The organism is Parabacteroides sp. KHUB-02 (assembly GCF_056640955.1).
This window is the reverse complement of record NZ_JBWQEV010000001.1, coordinates 3,680,392-3,700,386: the sequence shown is the minus strand read 5'-3', so window position 1 is coordinate 3,700,386 and position 19,995 is coordinate 3,680,392. Positions and strand designations below refer to the sequence as shown.

General features: G+C 40.9%; 14 protein-coding genes and 2 pseudogenes. 9 read left to right on the top strand and 7 right to left on the bottom strand.

Annotated elements, in window-relative coordinates; all coding sequences use genetic code 11:
• Window positions 1–66: 66 nt before the first annotated feature.
• From ACYIA1_RS15990 to ACYIA1_RS15980, 3 genes and pseudogenes are all read right to left on the bottom strand, one after another.
• A complete protein-coding gene (locus ACYIA1_RS15990) occupies window positions 67–945 on the bottom strand; it encodes a YitT family protein (RefSeq protein WP_005860386.1) in 879 nt (292 codons plus the stop codon).
• Window positions 942–3,782 carry a leucine--tRNA ligase gene (leuS, locus tag ACYIA1_RS15985; RefSeq protein ID WP_480335851.1) on the bottom strand — a complete coding sequence of 947 codons (2,841 nt, stop codon included), beginning with the start codon at window positions 3,780–3,782 and terminating at the stop codon, window positions 942–944. Before leuS ends, ACYIA1_RS15990 begins: the two co-directional genes overlap by 4 nt.
• An 89-nt stretch (window positions 3,783–3,871) precedes the next feature.
• Window positions 3,872–4,027: pseudogene (locus ACYIA1_RS15980) on the bottom strand (ORF6N domain-containing protein); the annotation flags it as partial.
• Window positions 4,028–4,359: 332 nt separating this feature from the next.
• Here ACYIA1_RS15980 and ACYIA1_RS15975 point away from each other — a divergent pair.
• A complete protein-coding gene (locus tag ACYIA1_RS15975; protein WP_480335849.1) occupies window positions 4,360–5,082 on the top strand; it encodes an Abi family protein in 723 nt (240 codons plus the stop codon).
• Window positions 5,083–5,560: 478 nt separating this feature from the next.
• On the opposite strand, the gene ACYIA1_RS15970 is transcribed toward ACYIA1_RS15975, so the two are convergent.
• The 4 genes and pseudogenes from ACYIA1_RS15970 to ACYIA1_RS15955 all read right to left on the bottom strand — a co-directional run.
• Window positions 5,561–6,595 carry a restriction endonuclease subunit S gene (locus ACYIA1_RS15970; RefSeq protein WP_480335847.1) on the bottom strand — a complete coding sequence of 345 codons (1,035 nt, stop codon included), beginning with the start codon at window positions 6,593–6,595 and terminating at the stop codon, window positions 5,561–5,563.
• Between the two features lie 8 nt (window positions 6,596–6,603).
• The gene (locus tag ACYIA1_RS15965; protein WP_480335845.1) at window positions 6,604–8,409 is read right to left on the bottom strand and encodes an HsdM family class I SAM-dependent methyltransferase; all 1,806 of its coding nucleotides are present in this window, start codon (window positions 8,407–8,409) and stop codon (window positions 6,604–6,606) included.
• A 7-nt stretch (window positions 8,410–8,416) separates the two neighbouring features.
• Entirely contained in the window at window positions 8,417–8,623 is a 207-nt protein-coding gene (locus ACYIA1_RS15960) for a helix-turn-helix domain-containing protein (RefSeq protein WP_480335843.1), read from the bottom strand.
• A 217-nt stretch (window positions 8,624–8,840) separates the two neighbouring features.
• A pseudogene (locus tag ACYIA1_RS15955) lies at window positions 8,841–9,062 on the bottom strand (ORF6N domain-containing protein); the annotation flags it as partial.
• Between the two features lie 439 nt (window positions 9,063–9,501).
• On the opposite strand from ACYIA1_RS15955, the gene ACYIA1_RS15950 reads away from it, so the two are divergent.
• The 8 genes from ACYIA1_RS15950 (at window position 9,502) to mutS (ending at window position 19,907) form a co-directional block, all read left to right on the top strand.
• Entirely contained in the window at window positions 9,502–11,178 is a 1,677-nt protein-coding gene (locus tag ACYIA1_RS15950) for a tetratricopeptide repeat protein (RefSeq protein WP_480335841.1), read from the top strand.
• A gap of 196 nt (window positions 11,179–11,374) precedes the next feature.
• The gene (locus tag ACYIA1_RS15945; RefSeq protein WP_170106017.1) at window positions 11,375–11,746 is read left to right on the top strand and encodes a DUF3244 domain-containing protein; all 372 of its coding nucleotides are present in this window, start codon (window positions 11,375–11,377) and stop codon (window positions 11,744–11,746) included.
• 12 nt (window positions 11,747–11,758) lie between these two features.
• On the top strand, window positions 11,759–13,360 hold the full coding sequence (locus ACYIA1_RS15940; RefSeq protein WP_170106016.1) for a hypothetical protein: 1,602 nt from the start codon (window positions 11,759–11,761) through the stop codon (window positions 13,358–13,360).
• Between the two features lie 117 nt (window positions 13,361–13,477).
• Window positions 13,478–14,038 (top strand): DUF5025 domain-containing protein, encoded by a 561-nt coding sequence (locus ACYIA1_RS15935; protein WP_170106015.1) that lies wholly within the window; start codon window positions 13,478–13,480, stop codon window positions 14,036–14,038.
• A 119-nt stretch (window positions 14,039–14,157) separates the two neighbouring features.
• Window positions 14,158–15,054, top strand: a complete 897-nt coding sequence (locus ACYIA1_RS15930) for an Rpn family recombination-promoting nuclease/putative transposase (RefSeq protein ID WP_254593603.1) — start codon at window positions 14,158–14,160, stop codon at window positions 15,052–15,054.
• Window positions 15,055–15,113: 59 nt separating this feature from the next.
• Window positions 15,114–16,385, top strand: coding sequence for a DNA cytosine methyltransferase (locus tag ACYIA1_RS15925; RefSeq protein ID WP_374692864.1), 1,272 nt, complete (start codon window positions 15,114–15,116; stop codon window positions 16,383–16,385).
• A gap of 195 nt (window positions 16,386–16,580) precedes the next feature.
• Complete coding sequence (fsa, locus tag ACYIA1_RS15920) at window positions 16,581–17,237, top strand: fructose-6-phosphate aldolase (protein WP_005860406.1); 657 nt, start codon at window positions 16,581–16,583, stop codon at window positions 17,235–17,237.
• 84 nt (window positions 17,238–17,321) lie between these two features.
• Window positions 17,322–19,907 (top strand): DNA mismatch repair protein MutS, encoded by a 2,586-nt coding sequence (mutS, locus tag ACYIA1_RS15915; protein ID WP_154398188.1) that lies wholly within the window; start codon window positions 17,322–17,324, stop codon window positions 19,905–19,907.
• The last annotated feature ends 88 nt before the right edge of the window (window positions 19,908–19,995 follow it).

Here is a 19,995-nt window from a genome sequence, read left to right as displayed (position 1 = left end):
GAAAGCATTTCTATACGGTAGATATATAACGTATGGAAATGCTTTAAATTGTTTGTATATTCTTTTTTAAGTCTTTATCTGATCGAACCCCTCACCATATACCCCTCGGACAATGCTTTGGGAGATGAACGCTTGGTGGTCTATCCGTTTCACGATCCGGAAGATGGAGACGGATTCGGATTTCTTGGCGAGTAGTACGACTACCTTGACGGGTTTGCGGGAATAACCGCCCTCGCCGTCCAGTATCGTGCAGCCACGGCCTAAGTCATGGATGATGCGATCCGCTATCTCGTCGTACTTCTGGGAGAAGATGAGGAATTGTACGGATTGGCGGTTACCGTTCAATACCATGTCGAGAACGTAATTGCTTATGACCATCTCCACGAAACCGAAAACGATCTTGTCCACGTTATGGAACAGGAAGAAAGAGGAACTGATGATGAAGAAATCGCAAAACAGAAGGATACGTCCGATCGATATATTCTTATATTTATTGATTACCGCACCGATAATATCCGTACCTCCGGTACTACCGTTCGCCGAGAATACCAATCCTAGTCCGGCACCACACATAAACGCTCCGATTATGATAGCCATAAACGGCTGGTCGTGCAGTATAGGTTGTCCTTTCAGCAGCCACTCGAAGAGAGAGAGAGAAGCCGAGAGTGAGAAAACTCCGAAAATAGTTTTTATCAAGAATTTTAGACCAAGGATCTTTAAGGCTACCACCAACAAGGCTACGTTGATGACAAAATAAGATACGGATACCGGGATCAATCCATTGGAGGCAAAGAAGATCAACGCACAGATACCACTTACCCCACCTGTCACGATCTCGTTGGAAAGGATAAAGGCGTTGAATCCGAATCCGTATAATAGAGTTCCGAACAGGATCATTAGATAATCCTGTACGGAAAAATAGATTTTTGTGAGTTTTAAGTTCATCCCACTACGATATTAACGATTTTGCCGGGAACGACAATAACCTTCTTAACGGCCTTGCCTTCCATCCACTTCGCTGAGTTCTCATGGATCAAGGCCGCCTTCTCAGCGTCTTCACGGGAGATATCTGCCGGAAGTTCGAGGTTGAAACGGGCTTTACCATTGAATGAGATGACGTAGGTAACTGATTTTTCTACCAGATACTCTTCGTTATGTTCCGGCCACTGGGCATCGCAGATGGTCGTATCATGTCCTAATTGATGCCATAGCTCTTCCGTGATGTGGGGAGCGAACGGAGCCAATAAGGTGATCAGCGGCTCCAAGATGGCGCGCTTGCTGCATTTTAAGCTCGTTAACTCGTTCACGCAAATCATGAAGGCGCTAATGGACGTGTTGTATGAGAAATGCTCGATGTCGAACGTTACTTTCTTGATCAACTTATGCAAGGATTTCAATTCGTCGGCCGTAGGCTCGGCATCGGTAACTTGCAGGGTATCCGTATTGCCGAAGAACAAGCCCCAAAGCTTCTTTAAGAAACGGTGTACGCCGTCGATACCGTTCGTATCCCAAGGCTTGGATTGTTCCAGCGGGCCTAGGAACATCTCGTACAAACGTAGGGTATCGGCACCATATTTCTCAACGATCATATCCGGGTTCACTACGTTGAACATGGATTTGGACATCTTCTCGACCGCCCATCCGCAGATATATTTACCATCTTCCAATACGAACTCCGCGTCGTTGTATTCTGGACGCCAGTTCTTGAAAGCCTCTATATCCAACAGATCGTTAGATACGATATTTACGTCTACATGGATAGGGGTGACCTCGTATTGGTCTTTCAAGTTCAAGGAAACGAATTTATTGGTTCCGTTGATGCGGTACACGAAGTTCGAGCGTCCTTGGATCATACCTTGGTTGATCAATTTCTTGAACGGCTCTTCCTCGCAAACGATACCCAAGTCGAACAAGAACTTATTCCAGAAACGGCTGTAAATCAAGTGGCCGGTAGCGTGTTCCGTACCACCGATATATAAATCCACGTTTCTCCAATATTCATCCACGTCTTTAGCTACCAAGGCTTTATCATTATGCGGGTCCATATAGCGCAAATAATAAGCGGAAGAACCGGCGAAGCCCGGCATCGTACAAAGCTCCAGCGGGAAGATCGTCTGGTTATCGATCTTTGATACCTCGGTGACTTTTTGGTTTACCGTGTCCCAAGCCCATTTAACGGCGTGTCCTAATGGAGGCTCGCCCGTCTCGGTAGGCAAGAATTTATCTACTTCCGGCAGCAACAAGGGCAGACATTCTTCCGGCAACATCTGAGGCATGCCATCGGCATCGTAATATACCGGGAACGGTTCGCCCCAATAACGCTGGCGGCTGAAAATAGCGTCGCGCAAGCGGTAGTTTATCTTCACACGTCCCAGATCGTGATCTTTTACGTATTTCTTGGTAGCGGCTATCGCTTCCTTGATCGTCAGTCCGTTCAAGGAAAGATCGCAATAAGGAGTAACGCCGGCTCTCGGAGAATTGCATACGATACCTTCCTTGGCATCGAAACTTTCCTCGCTTACGTCGCAACCTTCCACCAACGGACGGATTTCCAGTCCGAAATGCTTCGCGAAAGCGTAGTCGCGGCTATCGTGCGCCGGAACCGCCATGATCGCTCCCGTACCGTAGCCGGCCAATACATAGTCGCTGATCCAGATGGGAACCGCCTCGCCCGTAAACGGGTTAATAGCGTAGGAACCACTGAATACACCGGTTACCTGACGGTCGGCGATGCGCTCGCGCTCGGTACGTTTCTTGGTGCGATCTAGGTAAGCGTCTACTTCCGCTTTTTGGTCTGCCGTAGTTAATTGTTGAACCAATTCGCTTTCCGGAGCTAATACCATGAAGGTAACACCAAACATCGTATCGGCACGGGTCGTAAAGATCGTGAATTCCCTGTCGCTGTCTTTTACCTTGAAGCGAACCTCGGCACCTTCGCTGCGTCCGATCCAGTTCTTTTGGGTCTCTTTCAAGGAATCCGTCCAGTCGATCGTATCCAATCCGTCCAACAGGCGTTGCGCGTAAGCGGATACACGTAAGCACCATTGGCGCATGATCTTTTGTTCCACCGGATAGCCTCCACGCTCGGAAACACCGTTCACGACCTCATCATTCGCTAATACGGTACCCAAGGCGGCACACCAGTTTACCATGGTCTCGCCACGATAAGCGATCCGGTAGTTGAGTAATATCTCTTGTTTTTCTTTATCGCTCTTGGCTTTCCATTCCTCGGCGGTGAAACTAAGTTCCTCTCCGCAAGCTACGTTCAGACCTTCCGTACCACTGGTCTCGAAAGCCTGTATCAACTCGCTGATCGGGCGGGCTTGCTTCTCGTCGTTGCAGTAGTAGCTGTTGAACATCCGGATGAAGGCCCATTGCGTCCATTTGTAATATTCGGGATCGCAGGTACGGATCTCACGGCTCCAATCGTAGCAGAAACCGATCTTTTCCAATTGCTCCCGATAACGGGCTATATTATTCTTTGTCGTGATCTCCGGATGTTGTCCGGTCTGGATGGCGTATTGCTCCGCGGGCAATCCGTAAGCGTCGTAACCCATCGGGTGCAATACGTTAAAACCTTGCAAACGTTTGAAACGCGAATAAATATCAGAAGCTATATAACCGAGCGGGTGGCCAACGTGCAATCCCGCACCGGAAGGATAGGGGAACATGTCCAATACATAGTATTTAGGCTTATTCGTGTCCTTTTCGACTTTATAAACCTTTTCGGCAATCCAGTAGTCGTGCCACTTCTTCTCAATCTCTCTGAAATTGTACTCCATGATCGTTTATCGTTTTTGTATCGTTTTCTATTTAAGGCCACAAAGTTAGTGAATTTATTTATTTTATATGAGTTATTTACATGAACTGTTTATTTCACGTAACCAATCCGGGGGCGAGATTGATTCTTGGTTCTTCTCGCTTGTAACTCAGCGAGTGACAGATTGATTAGCTCAAGTTGCGTACGGGTATCTTCGTTGATGTCGTTGTAATCGGCAAATGCTTCTTCGATATACGCTTTGAGTTCCCAATTTGTGATTTCCAATTATCTACTTCCTCATTTGTTAGTTGAAACATGAAATCATCGGTTATTTTGTGTAGGCGATTAATAACATGGTTATACAAACAAGAAACATATAGAAAGAATAAAAAGCATACCTAACAACAGAATTAAATATATCGGTATATAAATAGCCTCAAAGACCAAAATTATCCATATCTTTTATTATATTTGTACAAAGAGAAAGCCCATCCTTGATGAATGGGCTTATATCTCAAACTTGATTACGTAGCTTTGATAGCTAGAGGCTTGATCAAGCGTTACGATGCAAATATACAAACTAAAAATGGAATTGGCTAATGAAGTTTAATCTATTTATGAAATATTACTCTTATTCAAGAGCTTCTAAATACTATAAGGCGACTTCCCATAATAAAGTCAAGACAATGATACTTTATAATGGGAATCTCAAAATTTCACAGGTATTTTATCCATTACTGGGAGTATTGGAAGTAATCCTTAGAAATCGTATTCATCGTGAGATGGCATTCATGTATAGCGATAAGAATTGGATTATCAATCAAAAGACCGGTTTCATGTCCGATAAGTCTCTTACGAAAAAAGATAAGCGTACCGGCAAATCAATCACTAACGATTACTTGCTAAAAGAGGTGGTGAGTGCTGAGAAAAAATTAAAAAAGAAAGGTGTAACTTCCATTTTGGCCGGGCAAATAATCGCAGAACAAACATTAGGGTTCTGGACATCTTTTTTTGATGTTCCTTATTATAGGATTTTAAAGGGTGCGCCTACTAAAGCCTTTAAGTACTTACCTGCGGGATACGGTCGCAAAGATATAAGTAATACTCTATTTGAGATACGTGAATTTAGGAATCGCATATTCCATAATGAGCCGGTTTGTTTTGTCAACAACAAAATTGATTTCTCATACGCTAGGAGCATTTATGCATCAATAATCAATATCCTAGTATGGATTGACCCTAAAATTAAGACTTCTTTACTCGAAATTGACAGGGTTTTAAAAGTGATTGATGATGAGGAAAGAAAACAGAATAATCCTTAATGTATAGTGTTTACACTTTATAACTAGCAGCTATCTGGATAGTCCCTCAAAATTTAAAGGAATGGCTAATCAATATCCGTGAGTTGCGTATCTCAGCACAGCGAGTTGAGCAACTCAACAAACTGAGTCAGGCAACTCAGAACTTTGAGTTGGGCGACTTGACAATTCGAGTTGCCCAACTTGCTTCCTGCACATGTATACGCCGTAGGCTTTTAAGGAACGGAAAAGCCATAGTTTATTAGGGCATTTTCTTCACGCAGTGCCGTGCACCGCTAAAAACGCTCCAATAAGCCAACAGGGTTGTACCCCTTTGGACATCCCCACTTGCTTCCGATAGAAGCAGCAAGTTGTCCTTTAAGTTACCCAAAGGCTTATGAGCTACTCCAAAGCCGGAACTCTTCTTTTCGGGTAGTAGCAAGTTTGTGTTTCGGTCTACCCGAAACTTGCTTGTTGCCCCTCCCGTTGGTCATGAAAAGATTTATTGCGCCAATCCGATTGTTCTGAAACAGCCAAGTATTTTTTGTTTGCATTCAAGACTTCGCATATAGTTTTCCATATATACCCAATCTGGATCTCCTTTCGCATTGATTGGGAGCTTGATAATTTCCTTTTTGAGTAATTCCGGGAACAAGCCATTATTATAGGAATACCTGCCTACTATGGTTTGGAGACAAGTTATGAGAAAAAGACATGATTTTATTGGAATGCCCCGCGTGTCTATGTAATAAATATCTCTGCCCGAACACCATTCTTCCGCTTGGTAAAAAAACGAGGCATTCTCAGAGCCAAAGGAAATAACCCCACCGGGAGAAGCTACAATGCCAAAGTTCTTATGAACTCTGCACTTTATGCCATTGTTGAATTTCGAGCGGACGACATACGGGATGCCATTGAAATCTTCTTTTACCTCGTATGTATGATAGACTTGAGGCTTATGGATTTTGAATAATTTGCCTACTCTAAATTCACCCCAAGTAGATATATTCAAGGACCTTTTACCCTCCCCTATAACTTTTATTAACTTATCGAGGGATGTCTGCGTTCGTTTCTCTACAGATTTCATGTACTGCTCTATATACTCCCAGTTTGGTTGATTATTTTCCTTAACTGGCAAGTAGATAACACTGGCTTTCATGTCTTCTATCTTCCATTTGTCCGTATAAGCATAATTTCTCCCAACAGACCTTATCAATGGGGTAATAAACAATGCCGTATATTTACTCATTGGAAACTTGGGGTATAGCACATTTACATCGTCTGTTGCCCAAAATTCCTTGTCCTGATAATAAGTCTGACCAATTGAACCATTGTAACATACAGTCAATGTCCCCGCTGGATGGGTTTCTTCATTGTTGCCAATGTGATTGGTTATCCCGTTGTTGAAAGCTGTAGCTCCGATATACCGTATATCGCCCTCTTTCATATCTTTTTTTGTCAATCGGCTTCCTTTGACAATATCAAATAGGGTTTCTAACTTGAACGGCTTCCAGTTATGTATATCTATCCTGCTCATTCTTCTGCTTATTTTGGAAATTCTATCACCACTGCGTCATCATTTTCTTTTATGGTACTGCTGTATAATACGGATTTCATTACCTTTTCATTAAAGTCTTTCACGTCTATCCTGCGTTGGAACATTTCGTAATCCATCATCGTTTTGATGAAATCTTCCTCGAATATCTCAAAAGGAGCGGTGGGCATTTGGTACGAAAGATGTTCCAACGGATTGATTATCTGGCGTGTGCCATACAAGGCATCCTCACCATCTCTGATAGCCGCAATCCAATAATCCTCTTTTTCCTGCCAGCGGTCTTTGATGTCTTGCCTTCCTTGGTTTTTCACCGTTTCCAAGCCGTCTTCTTCGATATAATAACCGATAATGTTGCGCCCGTTTTGTGGTTTGCCTGCCTCGAATACAAAGATTGAGGTAGTTACACCCACGCCGAAGAACAGATTTTCGGGCAGCTTTATAATGGTAGTCAATGTATTGCTTTTCAGTATTTTGTTGCCATATTTCTTGTCAGCACCATCTTTCTCCAATTTCTTGTCTGGCAAAATAAACGCACATTTTGTTCCAGCAGGAACGGATTTCAAGACGTTCTCAACAATATTCAAACAGCCGTATTTTCGTTCATAAGGAGGGTTCATCAAGACTTTTGTTATATTCTTACCCTTAATCCATTTGCAGGCCTCATCGGTACGAGTGTCCAACTGTTCGAGATTAGTCTTTCCGTCTTTGTGAATGAGCATGTTGGCGCAGGCAAGGGCAAAGATTTCCCTGTCGAACTCAATGCCAAACAGTTGGCTTGATTTGATGGCCATTGCTTCCGAAGTATTCACCCCTCCAACTTCTTTTACCATATTACACATGGCTTTCACAAGGAATGCGCCCGAACCGCACGTGGCATCAAGCACACGGTCATGCTGGTTCACCTCTATCAGCCTATACATGAAAGAAGTGATATGGTCTGGAGTGAACACTTGCCCGCTTTCCGATTTCTTTTTATAACGGTTGAACTCATTGAAAAATATTCCCATCACATCCTCTCCGTTCCAGTAGTCGGAATTAACGCAATCGGAAATCTCAGAAACCCAAGTGATAAAGTTGTCTATGGCCTCTTGGTTGTTGGTCATATTCATCTTTATCTCCGAATAGACTTCTACAAGAAGGTCTAATTTCAGGTTTTGTTTTCGGTCTTTTGCAAGAGATTTCGACAGCGTGTTCAGGATGGAGGATGTCATAAGCGAGTATTCCATGCCCTTTTCCAGCATAGCCCCATATCTTTTGGCCACCAATGCACAGGCCGTGATAATCATCCGGTGGTATAGGTTTTTAATGCCGAACTGGACGTGCAGGCAGTCGTTTATCTTCTTTGTCAGGGAGTAGATCAACTGCTTGTTGATTTTGTTCTCCTTAAAAAGCGCTATGTAATAACGCTTGTTTTGGAGCGTTTTTGCCACATCGCCAACTTCCTCATATTGTTTTCCGTCTTTGGTGTACTTGATTACACGAACATCCACGCCATTGTAAAGGATGCCAACGATGCGCTTATACTGCCGGGATGCGATTTCTACATTTTTGACCAATTCGGCAAAATGCTTATCGGAAAAGACATCCTCTTTCTCTGATTTAGTTTCGAGAATGATGGCTATGTCTTGTTTGTCATCGGGCAAATACCAGCCATCGGGTTTATCCGAGATACCCTTAAATCCCAATTGGTTAAACGTTGTTATTTGCCCTGTTCCTTGTTTTATTTCAGGATCTTTCTCGTCAAAACCGAGTATTGCTTTTGCATAATCTCTTATCTCGTCTTCCGTCCGAACCATAAGCATATCAAGATTGGGCAGTTCTACTATTAGGTAACAACAAATCCCTTACATCCACTTCCAAAATGTCTGCAATTCGATATAGAACGGAGATAGGTGGCTGCACCTTATTCGTAGCGTACAAATTGACCATGTTGAATGTCTTTCCGAGCTTGTTTGCCAACTCGGTTTGGCTGATACCCTTTGTATCCAAAACTTCCCTTATCTTGTTCATGCAAAACATTTTTGAGTTTAACAAACACAAAGGTACATAATTTTATTTGGTGTAGAGAAAGACTTCCCAAGAAATGTATTACCTTTGTTCTCGTAAAAGAGTTACCCGAACAAGCAAAGCGATGCAGACCGCAGCAATTAGAACGATTGCCAAGTCATTACCCCAAAACGAGGTAATTCTTCTAACTCTCTTGAGTTCAGGGAGGTTTATTTCTTATACTACCTCTTCCTTTATTCAAGATACCAAATTGGCATCTTGAAAGTTCCTCCTTGGTTAACTCAAACATGAAATCATCTCCTTCAAAGCGTTCTATATTACGTCTGACCGCACGTTTCAATTGGGCAGTTTCCGTTCCATACATTTCCGCCAGATCAAAATCCAGCATGACTTTCATACCTCTGATCTCGTGAATCTTGTTTTGTATCGTTTGTAATTCCATAGTAAAGTTTTTAGTTTAATATTATGGTCGCAAAGGTTTGTAAAATAATTGAGATAAGCAATAAGCTAGTTGGATATTTATGATTGGTTGCATTTGTAAGTTGTACAATGAGTTATTGCTGATCCGGCTTATTGTCTATTTTTTATGTGTTCTTATTTTCCTTATAAGATTTCCGGGAAAAACACGTACGTGATTTATGAAAAACACGTACGACTTTTCGGAAAAACATGTACGTGTTTTACGGAAAACATGATGATGTTTTTATATCACTGATATTCATGTATATATAACTTGATACCTTTGCATGGACTTATTGTGTGTTTTTTCTTCTTGTATTTGTTATTTTGTTGTTCTATCGTTTGTTTATGAATTAAAAATATTTAATTTTGCTTATCTATAATAAAGGATGAAGTCATTTATATATATACTATTAACTTCCTTGACTTTCCTTGTGGTAGGATGCCAAAATGAATCTGAGGAAATCCGTTTGATCAATCAGGCGGAACGCCTGTTTGATGCCTATCCGGATAGCGTAATCACTACATTGGATTCCATTCCGCTCCCGGAAGAGATGAGTCCCCGTCTGGTAGCCCGTTGGTGTATGTTATACGCACGTGCCGCCGATAAAATAGAGGACGAGATGCCTTATACGAACCAGCTTGAGATCGCCTTGAAATACTATCAAAAGAAAAAGATGCGGGAAGAGGAGGCTGAGATCGGCCTTTATCTGGGGCGTTCGTACGTGGAGGATAAAGAGTACGAGAAGGCAATGAGGGCTTACTCCGATGCGCTGGAGGTAGCGTTGGCAATTAAGGATTATAATCGTGCCGGGTATATTTGTAGTTATATGGGAGATTTGTATGAGGTAGATCTTCGTTATATACTAGCCGCTGAGAAGTATAAAGAAAGCGGAAAGTATTTCCATTTAGCTAATAATACTACGAGCTATGTACGTGCGTTCGTGAATGAGGCCCATAGTTACTCAATAGCTGATTCGTCTTATCTAGCCCTAGCTTCATTGAAACAAGCCGAAATGGTTATGGATTCATTAAATGTTGAAGAAGTAAGGTCTTATGTATATAATGGTTTAGGTAATATATATAATGACTTGGGAGATTATGATTTAGCGGAATATTATATTTTACGATGTATAGAACTAGATCTAGAAGACGTAGCTTCAGATTATTTGGTGTTGGTTGATATCGAGGAAAAACGTGGTAACATAGAGAAGGCTGAGCAGTATTTAAGAAAGGCTAGTGAGGTATCTACTGATAATGAGTTGGTTCTGATTACTATAACTTATTATAATTATGTAATGAATAAGAAACAAGATAACTTGAAAAATGCTTTAAACTTTTATGAAAAATATGTAGCAACAGAGGATTCTCTTATAAATGTAAGTAAATCTGTAGATATATATGATGCAGAGCAAAAATATGAACGTTTGAAATTACACAATAAAAATGTAGAATTGGTTTTAGAAAATCAAAAGATCTATCTGTTTATATTGCTTTTATTATTTGCTATTGCTTTACTTGTCATTTTCTATTTAATGACATTGAGACGAAAAAATAGATCACTATTGAAACAACAAGAGGAAATAAATGATTTAAATCAAAATATATATCATTTGTCTATAGAATTGCGTGAGAAAGAAGAGCAATTGAAGTTGCAAGAAAATTCATTACATCTAGCAAAGGAGGAATTAGTATCCTATGAAAGTACAAAAAAAGAAGTAGAGGATTTGAGATATAGATTAATCAATTTAAGAGAAATAAAGATTCAAAATTCTAGTTTAACTCAAAAAATAAAGAGGATGTCTCAAACGGTTTGGTCGAAAGCCTCACAAGCAGTAATCGATGAGAAGATGTGGATTGATATAGAAGTGTTGATGGTAGAGGTATATCCTGATATTGTAAAGGCATTGAGAGACGCAGACCTATCTTTTTCGGAAATGCACCTTTGTTTTCTTACCTTATTCAAATTAGATACGAAAGCCATGTCTACCCTTTTAAATATAATACCAACTTCCGTAGACAAAACACGCTTGCGGGTACGGAAAAAGTTACATTGGGAAGGCAAGCAAGATTTCTATGAGTCGCTTATCCATATTTAACCTGTTTAGCCTGTTATAGACTCTGTTTAGATACAATTTTAGAGTTTTGTCCATATATGTGTTGGTTTACTTATTTGATTATTAAATAATTATCTATTTTTGCTTGTCCATACCTTCTTGAGGTTTTCGTACTCTCTATGTCATATAAACTCTCTATTTTTACAGTCATAAACAATAACGAAAAAAGAGAGTGCATATGAAAAATTTAAAATGGCTGTTATTAGCTCTATTTATTATCTCTACTTGTACAGCTTCATTATTAGCGCAGCGTATATCTATACGTGGGCACGGAGGTTGGCATAAAAAACAGCGGTCTATTAATTTAGATGTACCTATAATAGCTGATATCGATGAAACCTCGAAAGTTTTGTCTTTGGAATTTTTGGAATATATAGGAGAGGTACGAGTATCTGTTGCGGATGCGAATGGAAATATCGTTTATGGGGAAGTTGTGAATACACAAAATACTTCTTTTCATATTATTCCTTTGGATGATGTTGCATCAGGATCATACGAACTTTCCATATCGGATTCAGAAAATTATGCAGAAGGATTTTTTAATTTATAATATAGTATTGTTATGAGAAAAATATTTTTGTTTTTTATGATTTTAATATCATTTGTTTCTTGTTCATCAGAAATATTGAATGATAATTTGAGTGGGAGTGTAAATAAAACTACTCTTTCTATTGAAAATGACACAATAAAAAGTCATGAGTTATTAGAAGATTTTAGTAAAGCGTTATCTAGTGCTCTAAATTCTTCTGTTGAACTAAGGAGACTTATAAAAGATGAAGCTCTAAAAATGTTTGACTATGATTATGATGTTTTGTATTTATCTATAAATACATATAAATTATCTTCTGGAAAAACAGTTGATGAACTTATGGAATTATATATAGATACTAGTAAATTAGAGCTTGTTAAACAAAAATATCCTACTTTGACTATATTTGTACCTGTGTTACCTGATAATAGCTTTTCGGCAGAAAGTTGGAATCCGGAAGATGAAATTCCATATACTGCATTAAGAATTGAAAATAGTAATGATATAATGGGGTATGGTGTAGAAAAAGAGTTTTTAATACTGTCGAATGAGATTCCTAAATATCCTATTCTTGTAATAAAATTAAATGAAAGAGTTATATCTGTAAATAAAGTTCAAAAGAAATTATATATGTCTGATCATAATGTAAATAGTGATACAGATATTATTTTTATAAGTGATGTTTTTGATAATACAAACAACAATAGGATAAATAGTTCTATATTAAATACTCGTAGTAGTGAAAGAGATCGTGCAGGATCAATACCAGATAATATGAAAAAAGTTTATGAAGCTTATGATATTTATAACCCATCAGATACAAACGGTTGGTTAAGAGATTATATATATTTTGATTTGACTCCTCAGAAAAATAAAGGACCTTTTAACTTGGATTTTAAAGAGAGTTTAGTTCATTTTAAGTTGATAGGAGATCCACGAACTGTTATGAATAAAATATGTGATCAAACAAATGATCCTAGAATAGATGGAAATAGTCATGAACATGAAATAGATTATGGTGATAGTCATTATGGTCGACCGGGTACAACAATTGTTACTCCATGGACAGATGGTTTCCTTGAGTTTAAGGTAAAAGTGTATGTGGCAAATCAAGTAGGTATAAGCAATGAACTAACAACTTTTTTTACAGTTGAGCCTAGTGCTTTATTTAAAACAACACCTAAAGATCCTCTAAGCAAAAAGTATGAGGTTAAATCTATAGAGCTAACAGATGGAATAGAGCTTCAATTACCTCTTTTTGAATGGAATATAGAAAATTATGGTACCGTGATGAAGATTTCAATAGAAGAAGTGGATGCTACAGAAACAGTTCAAAGCACAGAGTCTTCAACTGTTACGTTTGCGACTAATTTTGGGTTTGATCCATCATTTGGAGAAAAAGTGAAAATAGGTTTAAAATTTGGTGCAACAAATACTATATCGAAAAATATTTCATATACAGTAACTAAGACATTAGGAAATGATGAATTGGGAGAGGTTATTGTTAATTTTGCAGATAAAATTCTGAAATCTAAAAATAATGTATCTACCAGCAGAAATTGGAAACCGGATTATATCGATAAATATAAAACTGGCTGGTATCAATTAGCTGTGAGTCCATTAAAATATAACTAATATTAATAGTAAAATAAAGTAGTACATATATAATATGTATGGATTAGCCTAGATAATTTTAGTTTATTCTCCTTACTTATACTATATGTGTACTATTTTGTTATAATATTATCTAAAATGAATACAAAAAGTATATATTTATTTTTTTTATTAAGTCTGTTTATTTGTGTATCATGTAATGATAAAGAGCCTTCTATAGTAGATAAGTATCCTTATTACTTTGCTTACTTTGAGGGAGAAGTAAATGGCCAATATATTTCTTTATTAAATCAATCTAGTTATCAGTGTTCAATTGAAAGGGGAAATTTTTGGATACATGATATAGAAAAAGAATTATATGGATTTTATTGGAAAGTACCTTTAAAATTAGTAAATTTTACTTATCCTTATCCTGAACTTCATATCTCATTGATTCCTTTACTTAAGCAAGAATATCATATAAAAAAAGGATATTTATCTACAGAGGAAAAAGAGTCTACTGTCAGAATAATTAGAGAGGGAAGTGAAATAACCTACCATCCTCTGAAAACTCCTTTTTGTTTGCGAGTAGATACTGTTTTTTTTCAAGAGGATAGCGAGATTCCTTATATAGAAGGATATATGGATGGAATTTTATATAACACAGAAAATAGTGTTGATTCTATCGTAATAAGGAATGTATATTTCGGTATTCATTGAATGGCATAGGAATTTATGTTTTTTCGTATTTTTTGTTTGCGATATTGTCTCTTTCGTGATTAAGAACTATCTTTGACAGACCATCCAATAGTGGATACCGAATCAAAATCAAATTGACTATGAAAACAAAAAAGGAACAAGAGTTTATGAAAGAGATGCAAGACAGGTATATCCGTTTCGATTGGGCTATTAAACGTCTGCTTCGTCAGAAAGCTAATTTCGATGTGCTTGAGGGATTTCTCACCGTATTCCTCGAGGAGAAAATCACGATCGTGGAGCTATTGGAAAGTAAGGGAAACCAACTATCAGCCGATGATAAGTTCAACCGTGTGGACATCAAGGCGCTGAACAGCAAGGGAGAGATCATTATCATAGAGATACAGAACACACGCGAGCTTTATTATCTCGAACGTATCCTTTACGGGGTGGCGAAAGCGATCACCGAACATATCCATTTGGGCGACGCTTACTATAAGGTGAAAAAGATCTATTCGATCAGCGTTCTTTATTTCGATATAGGCATAGGTCTGGATTATCTGTATCATGGGCAAAATCAGTTCATCGGCGTGCACTCGAAGGACCAGTTATTCATAAATACCAAGGAGCGGGACGCTATTGTCTCCCGTTTGCCTTCTGAGATCTTCCCTGAATATATACTTATACGTGTGAATGAGTTCAATAAGGTGGCCGTCACGCCCTTGGAGGAATGGATGGATTACTTGAAGGATGGTACGATCCGTCCCGACACCACGGCTCCCGGACTGGGTGAGGCGCGTGAGAAATTGAGATACTATTCCATGACTCCCTCTGAGCGTAATGCCTATGATGAACACTTGAGCGCTATCATGATCCAAAATGACGTGCTTGACTCTGCGAAACTGGAAGGACGCATCGAGGGATTGGCTGAGGGCCGAGAAGAGAATAATAAAGCGAATGCCCTAAAAATGAACGCTTTAGGTATCGAGCCTGAAATAATCCGGCAAGTTACAGGTCTTGCGCCGGGGGAATATGATTGAAATTCTTCGTAAATTTGTGGTTCTTTAAGCATATCTTATAGTAAGGATCGAATATGAAAATGAGTGAAAAGGAGGTTGATACATCAAATGAACTACGGGTCTTGTCCCTGTTCTCTGGATGTGGGGGCATGGATTTAGGATTCGAGGGGGATTTTATATGTCATCGTAAGTCTATATCTCCTCAAAGTACGTGGGTTCAAGAGGTTATCGATAAACATTGGGTCCGTTTACAGAGGAATCGTTTTCGAACGGTCTTTGCGAATGATATATTGAAAGAGGCACAAACCGCTTGGCTTCAATATATGGATCGATTCGGATATGATAAAAACGTTTATAATACAAAGAGTATCGTAGACTTGGTAAAAGAGCATCGAGCGGGGAAAAAAGTCTTCCCTAAAAATATAGATGTCGTCACGGGAGGTTTTCCTTGTCAGGATTTCAGTGTCTCCGGTAAACGTTTGGGATTTGAGTCGAATAAGGATCATACCGGGAAATTGCGTGAGGACGATGAGGCCTCGGAAGAGACGAGAGGTAAACTTTACTATTGGATGAAGCAGGTGATCGATATTACGAGACCCAAGCTGTTTATCGCGGAGAACGTGAAGGGACTGGTGAATCTGGGAGACGTGAAAAGTATTATTCAGAGAGACTTCGCCCATGCGGCTGGGGATGGATATATTGTTTTAGATCCTCAAGTTTTACATGCGGGCAATTATGGGGTTCCGGAGTCTAGGGAGCGTGTGATTTTTATCGGGATACGTAAGTCCGCGTTAAAGGTTAAGGCTTTAAGAGCGCTTCAAGAGGAGAAGGTACCCAAAGCTTACGATCCTTATCCGAGTCCGACACATGCTTGCACCGTGGAAGATAAGAGACTATTGCCGCCGGTAGTTTGTCGGGATGTATTTGTAGGATTGGAGGAACCGGATAGGACAGACGATCTGTCCCAGCGGTATTATTCACAGGCGAAATATATGGGAGCTCATTGTCAAGGTCAAAAGGAGATCGCGTTGGATAATATTGGCCCGACGATTCGTTCCGAGCATCATGGAAATATAGAATACCGTCGTTTATCCCGGGAGCATGGGGGCGTTATTACGGAAGAATTAGACGCCGGTTTACAAGAACGTCGCTTAACTCCTCGAGAATGTGCTTTGATACAGACGTTTCCGCCGGATTATACGTTTGTCTCCCATAAAAAGAACAGTACACGTTTTGAGTTAAGTGCCTCAGGCGCTTATAAAGTGATCGGTAACGCGGTTCCTCCAGTATTAGCGTATCATATAGCGAATCGCATACAGACTTTATGGCCGTTGTATTTTAAAAAGAGATAATTATATCGGAATTCCGTCCAGAACTTATGTTGCCTAACCGATATGAGGTCTGGCTTAATGATATTTGGAAACTTATATCTCCGCAAACGGTTTAACGACTTGTATATGGAATTAGTAGGGGATTGAGACGGTTGATTTAGAACTAATAGCGAATCAAAAGGGTTATACAAATACGTAACATTAAAGTTTAAAGCTATGAAGTTTTTTATTGACACGGCGAATCTGGACCAGATCCGGGAAGCGAATGAATTGGGAGTATTGGATGGCGTGACGACTAATCCGTCCTTAATGGCGAAAGAGGGAATCCGGGGGGTGGAAAATCAACGGAAACACTATTTGGAAATTTGCGAGATCGTGGGCGGGGATGTAAGCGCCGAGGTAATCGCTACCGACTTAGAAGGCATGATAAAAGAAGGGGAGGAGTTGGCCGCTTTACATCCCAATATAGTCGTTAAAGTACCTTGTATCGAAGCGGGGATTAAAGCGATAAAATATTTCACCAGAAAAGGCATCCGTACGAATTGTACGCTGGTTTTCTCTGTCGGTCAGGCGTTATTGGCGGCTAAGGCCGGGGCTACGTATGTATCGCCGTTCGTCGGGCGTTTGGATGATATTGCCAGCGACGGGATAGAGCTGGTACGTAAGATCGTGGAAATGTATGATTATTATGATTATGATACCCAAGTATTGGCGGCTTCTATCCGTAGCACCCAGCATATCATCCAATGCGTGGAGGCGGGGGCGGATGTGGCTACCTGTCCTTTGTCCGCCATTAAAGGCTTATTGAAACACCCGTTAACGGATAGTGGGCTGGCTACTTTTCTAGCGGATTATAAGAAAGTAAACGGATAGAAAAAAAATAGTACCTTTGTGCGGATAAATTGTAAACGCATTTAAAAGATTACTATCGTGGCAAAAGTTGTGGAAACCCCTTTGATGAAGCAGTATTTCGATATAAAAGCGAAACATCCGGACGCTATCCTTTTATTCCGGGTTGGAGACTTTTACGAGATGTATGGCGAGGACGCCGTGATTGGCGCGGAAATACTGGGTATCGTACAGACCAAACGTGCGAATGGCGTGGCGCAGCATGTCGAGATGGCGGGATTTCCACATCATGCCTTGGATTCTTATCTGCCGAAGTTGGTGCGGGCCGGAAAGCGTGTGGCTATTTGCGACCAGCTGGAAGACCCTAAGTTGACGAAGAAACTGGTGAAGCGGGGTATTACGGAATTGGTGACTCCCGGTGTTTCCATCAATGATAATATACTGAATCATAAAGAGAATAATTTCTTGGCCTCTATCCATTTCGCCAAGGAGGTATGTGGTATCTCTTTCTTGGATATCTCTACCGGCGAGTTTATGACGGCGGAGGGTTCTATAGACTATATCGACAAATTACTCAATAACTTTTCCCCGAAGGAAGTCTTGATCGAACGAGGAAACAAGAAACGTTTCGAGGAGGCTTTCGGTCCTCGTTTCTTTATCTTTGAGCTGGATGACTGGATCTTTACGACCTCGGCTGCCGAGGATCGCCTGTTGAAGCATTTCGAGACGAAGAACTTGAAGGGTTTTGGCGTACAACATCTGAAATTAGGTATTATCGCTTCCGGGGCGATTCTGTATTATCTGGACCAGACCCAGCACACGCATATTTCCCATATCACCGCTTTATCTCGTATCGAGGAAGATCGATACGTCCGCTTGGATAAGTTTACGGTACGCAGCTTGGAACTGGTGGGTACGATGAACGATGAGGGAACAAGCTTGTTGGACGTGATCGATAAGACGATCTCGCCGATGGGCTCTCGTATGCTTCGCCGGTGGATACTATTCCCGCTAAAGGATGTAAAACCGATCCAAGAACGCCAAGAGGTCGTGGATTATTTCTTCCGTGAACCGGAGACAAAGGAGTTGCTGGATACGCAGTTGGAGCAGATCGGCGACTTGGAACGTATTATCTCCAAGGTGGCTGTCGGCCGTGTATCTCCTCGTGAGGTGGTTCAGCTAAAGGTCGCGCTTCGTGCGATCGAGCCGATCAAGGAGGCATGTATGGCGAGTGAGGAGCCTAGTTTATGCCGTATCGGGGAGCAATTAAACGCTTGCGCTTTGATCCGCGACCGAATTGAGAAAGAGATTAATAACGATCCCCCTTCTTTGGTCAATAAGGGAGGAATTATAGCGAAGGGTGTCAACGAGGAATTGGATGACTTGCGTGCCATCGCTTATTCCGGCAAGGATTATTTGTTGAAGGTACAGCAGCGTGAGATCGAATTGACGGGTATCCCAAGCTTGAAGATCGCTTTCAACAACGTCTTCGGCTATTATATAGAGGTACGTAATACCCATAAGGATAAAGTCCCGGCGAATTGGATCCGTAAACAGACCTTGGTGAACGCCGAGCGCTATATTACCGAGGAGTTGAAGGAATACGAGGAGAAGATATTAGGGGCGGAAGAAAAGATCCTTGCTCTGGAGACCCGCCTTTTCAATGAGCTGGTATTGGCCTTGACGGAATATATTCCGCCTATCCAGATGAACGCGAACTTGATCGGGCGTATCGATTGCCTTTTATCTTTCGCCAAGGCTGCGGAGGCGAATAAGTATATCCGTCCGGTCGTGAGTGATTCCGACAAGATCGACATAAAGGGAGGTCGCCACCCGGTAATCGAGAAACAACTGCCCTTGGGAGAACCTTATATCGCCAATGATGTCTATCTGGATGACGAGAAACAACAGATCATCATTATCACGGGTCCGAATATGGCCGGTAAGTCCGCCTTATTGCGTCAGACAGCCTTGATTACGCTCATGGCGCAAATCGGTTGCTTTGTTCCGGCCGAGAGCGCCCATATCGGTATCGTGGATAAGATATTTACCCGTGTAGGCGCCTCGGATAATATCTCGGTGGGTGAGTCTACTTTTATGGTCGAGATGAATGAGGCTTCCGATATATTAAATAATATGACTTCCCGGAGCTTGGTGCTTTTCGACGAGTTAGGGCGGGGTACCAGTACCTACGATGGCATATCGATCGCTTGGGCGATCGTGGAATATATTCATGAGCACCCGAATGCGAAGGCGAAAACGCTGTTCGCTACCCATTACCACGAGCTGAACGAGATGGAGCGTGCCTTTAAGCGGATCAAGAACTATAACGTATCGGTCAAGGAAGTAGGGAATAAGGTGATATTCTTGCGTAAGTTGATACCGGGAGGAAGCGAGCATAGCTTTGGTATCCACGTGGCGAAAATGGCCGGTATGCCCAAGAGCATCGTGAAGCGTTCGAATGAAATCTTGAAGCAGTTGGAGTCCGAGAATCGTCAGGAAGGCATCGGGGGTAAGCCTGTAAAAGCGATCGCCTCTGCCGCCGAGGGGTATCAGCTGAGTTTCTTCCAGTTGGATGATCCGGTGTTGAGCCAAGTACGGGATGAGATCAAGAACTTGGACGTGAATAATCTTACCCCCTTGGAAGCTTTAAATAAACTGAGTGAGATTAAGCGGATTATTACTGGGAAATAGCTCTAAGCTAGAACCCTTCTCTAATGATCCGCTTGATCGGCAGAGGTACTACCTATGATTGGTTTTTATGCGTCATCATTTCTATGGC

Excerpts from the sequence above, each read along its gene's own strand:
- ACYIA1_RS15990 (WP_005860386.1), bottom strand. The coding sequence starts at position 945 with ATGAACTTAAAACTCACAAAAATCTATTTTTCCGTACAGGATTATCTA.
- leuS (WP_480335851.1), bottom strand. The coding sequence starts at position 3,782 with ATGGAGTACAATTTCAGAGAGATTGAGAAGAAGTGGCACGACTACTGG.
- ACYIA1_RS15975 (WP_480335849.1), top strand. The coding sequence starts at position 4,360 with ATGAAGTTTAATCTATTTATGAAATATTACTCTTATTCAAGAGCTTCT.
- ACYIA1_RS15970 (WP_480335847.1), bottom strand. The coding sequence starts at position 6,595 with ATGAGCAGGATAGATATACATAACTGGAAGCCGTTCAAGTTAGAAACC.
- ACYIA1_RS15965 (WP_480335845.1), bottom strand. The coding sequence starts at position 8,409 with ATGGTTCGGACGGAAGACGAGATAAGAGATTATGCAAAAGCAATACTC.
- ACYIA1_RS15960 (WP_480335843.1), bottom strand. The coding sequence starts at position 8,623 with ATGAACAAGATAAGGGAAGTTTTGGATACAAAGGGTATCAGCCAAACC.
- ACYIA1_RS15945 (WP_170106017.1), top strand. The coding sequence starts at position 11,375 with ATGAAAAATTTAAAATGGCTGTTATTAGCTCTATTTATTATCTCTACT.
- ACYIA1_RS15940 (WP_170106016.1), top strand. The coding sequence starts at position 11,759 with ATGAGAAAAATATTTTTGTTTTTTATGATTTTAATATCATTTGTTTCT.
- ACYIA1_RS15935 (WP_170106015.1), top strand. The coding sequence starts at position 13,478 with ATGAATACAAAAAGTATATATTTATTTTTTTTATTAAGTCTGTTTATT.
- ACYIA1_RS15930 (WP_254593603.1), top strand. The coding sequence starts at position 14,158 with ATGAAAACAAAAAAGGAACAAGAGTTTATGAAAGAGATGCAAGACAGG.
- ACYIA1_RS15925 (WP_374692864.1), top strand. The coding sequence starts at position 15,114 with ATGAGTGAAAAGGAGGTTGATACATCAAATGAACTACGGGTCTTGTCC.
- fsa (WP_005860406.1), top strand. The coding sequence starts at position 16,581 with ATGAAGTTTTTTATTGACACGGCGAATCTGGACCAGATCCGGGAAGCG.
- mutS (WP_154398188.1), top strand. The coding sequence starts at position 17,322 with ATGAAGCAGTATTTCGATATAAAAGCGAAACATCCGGACGCTATCCTT.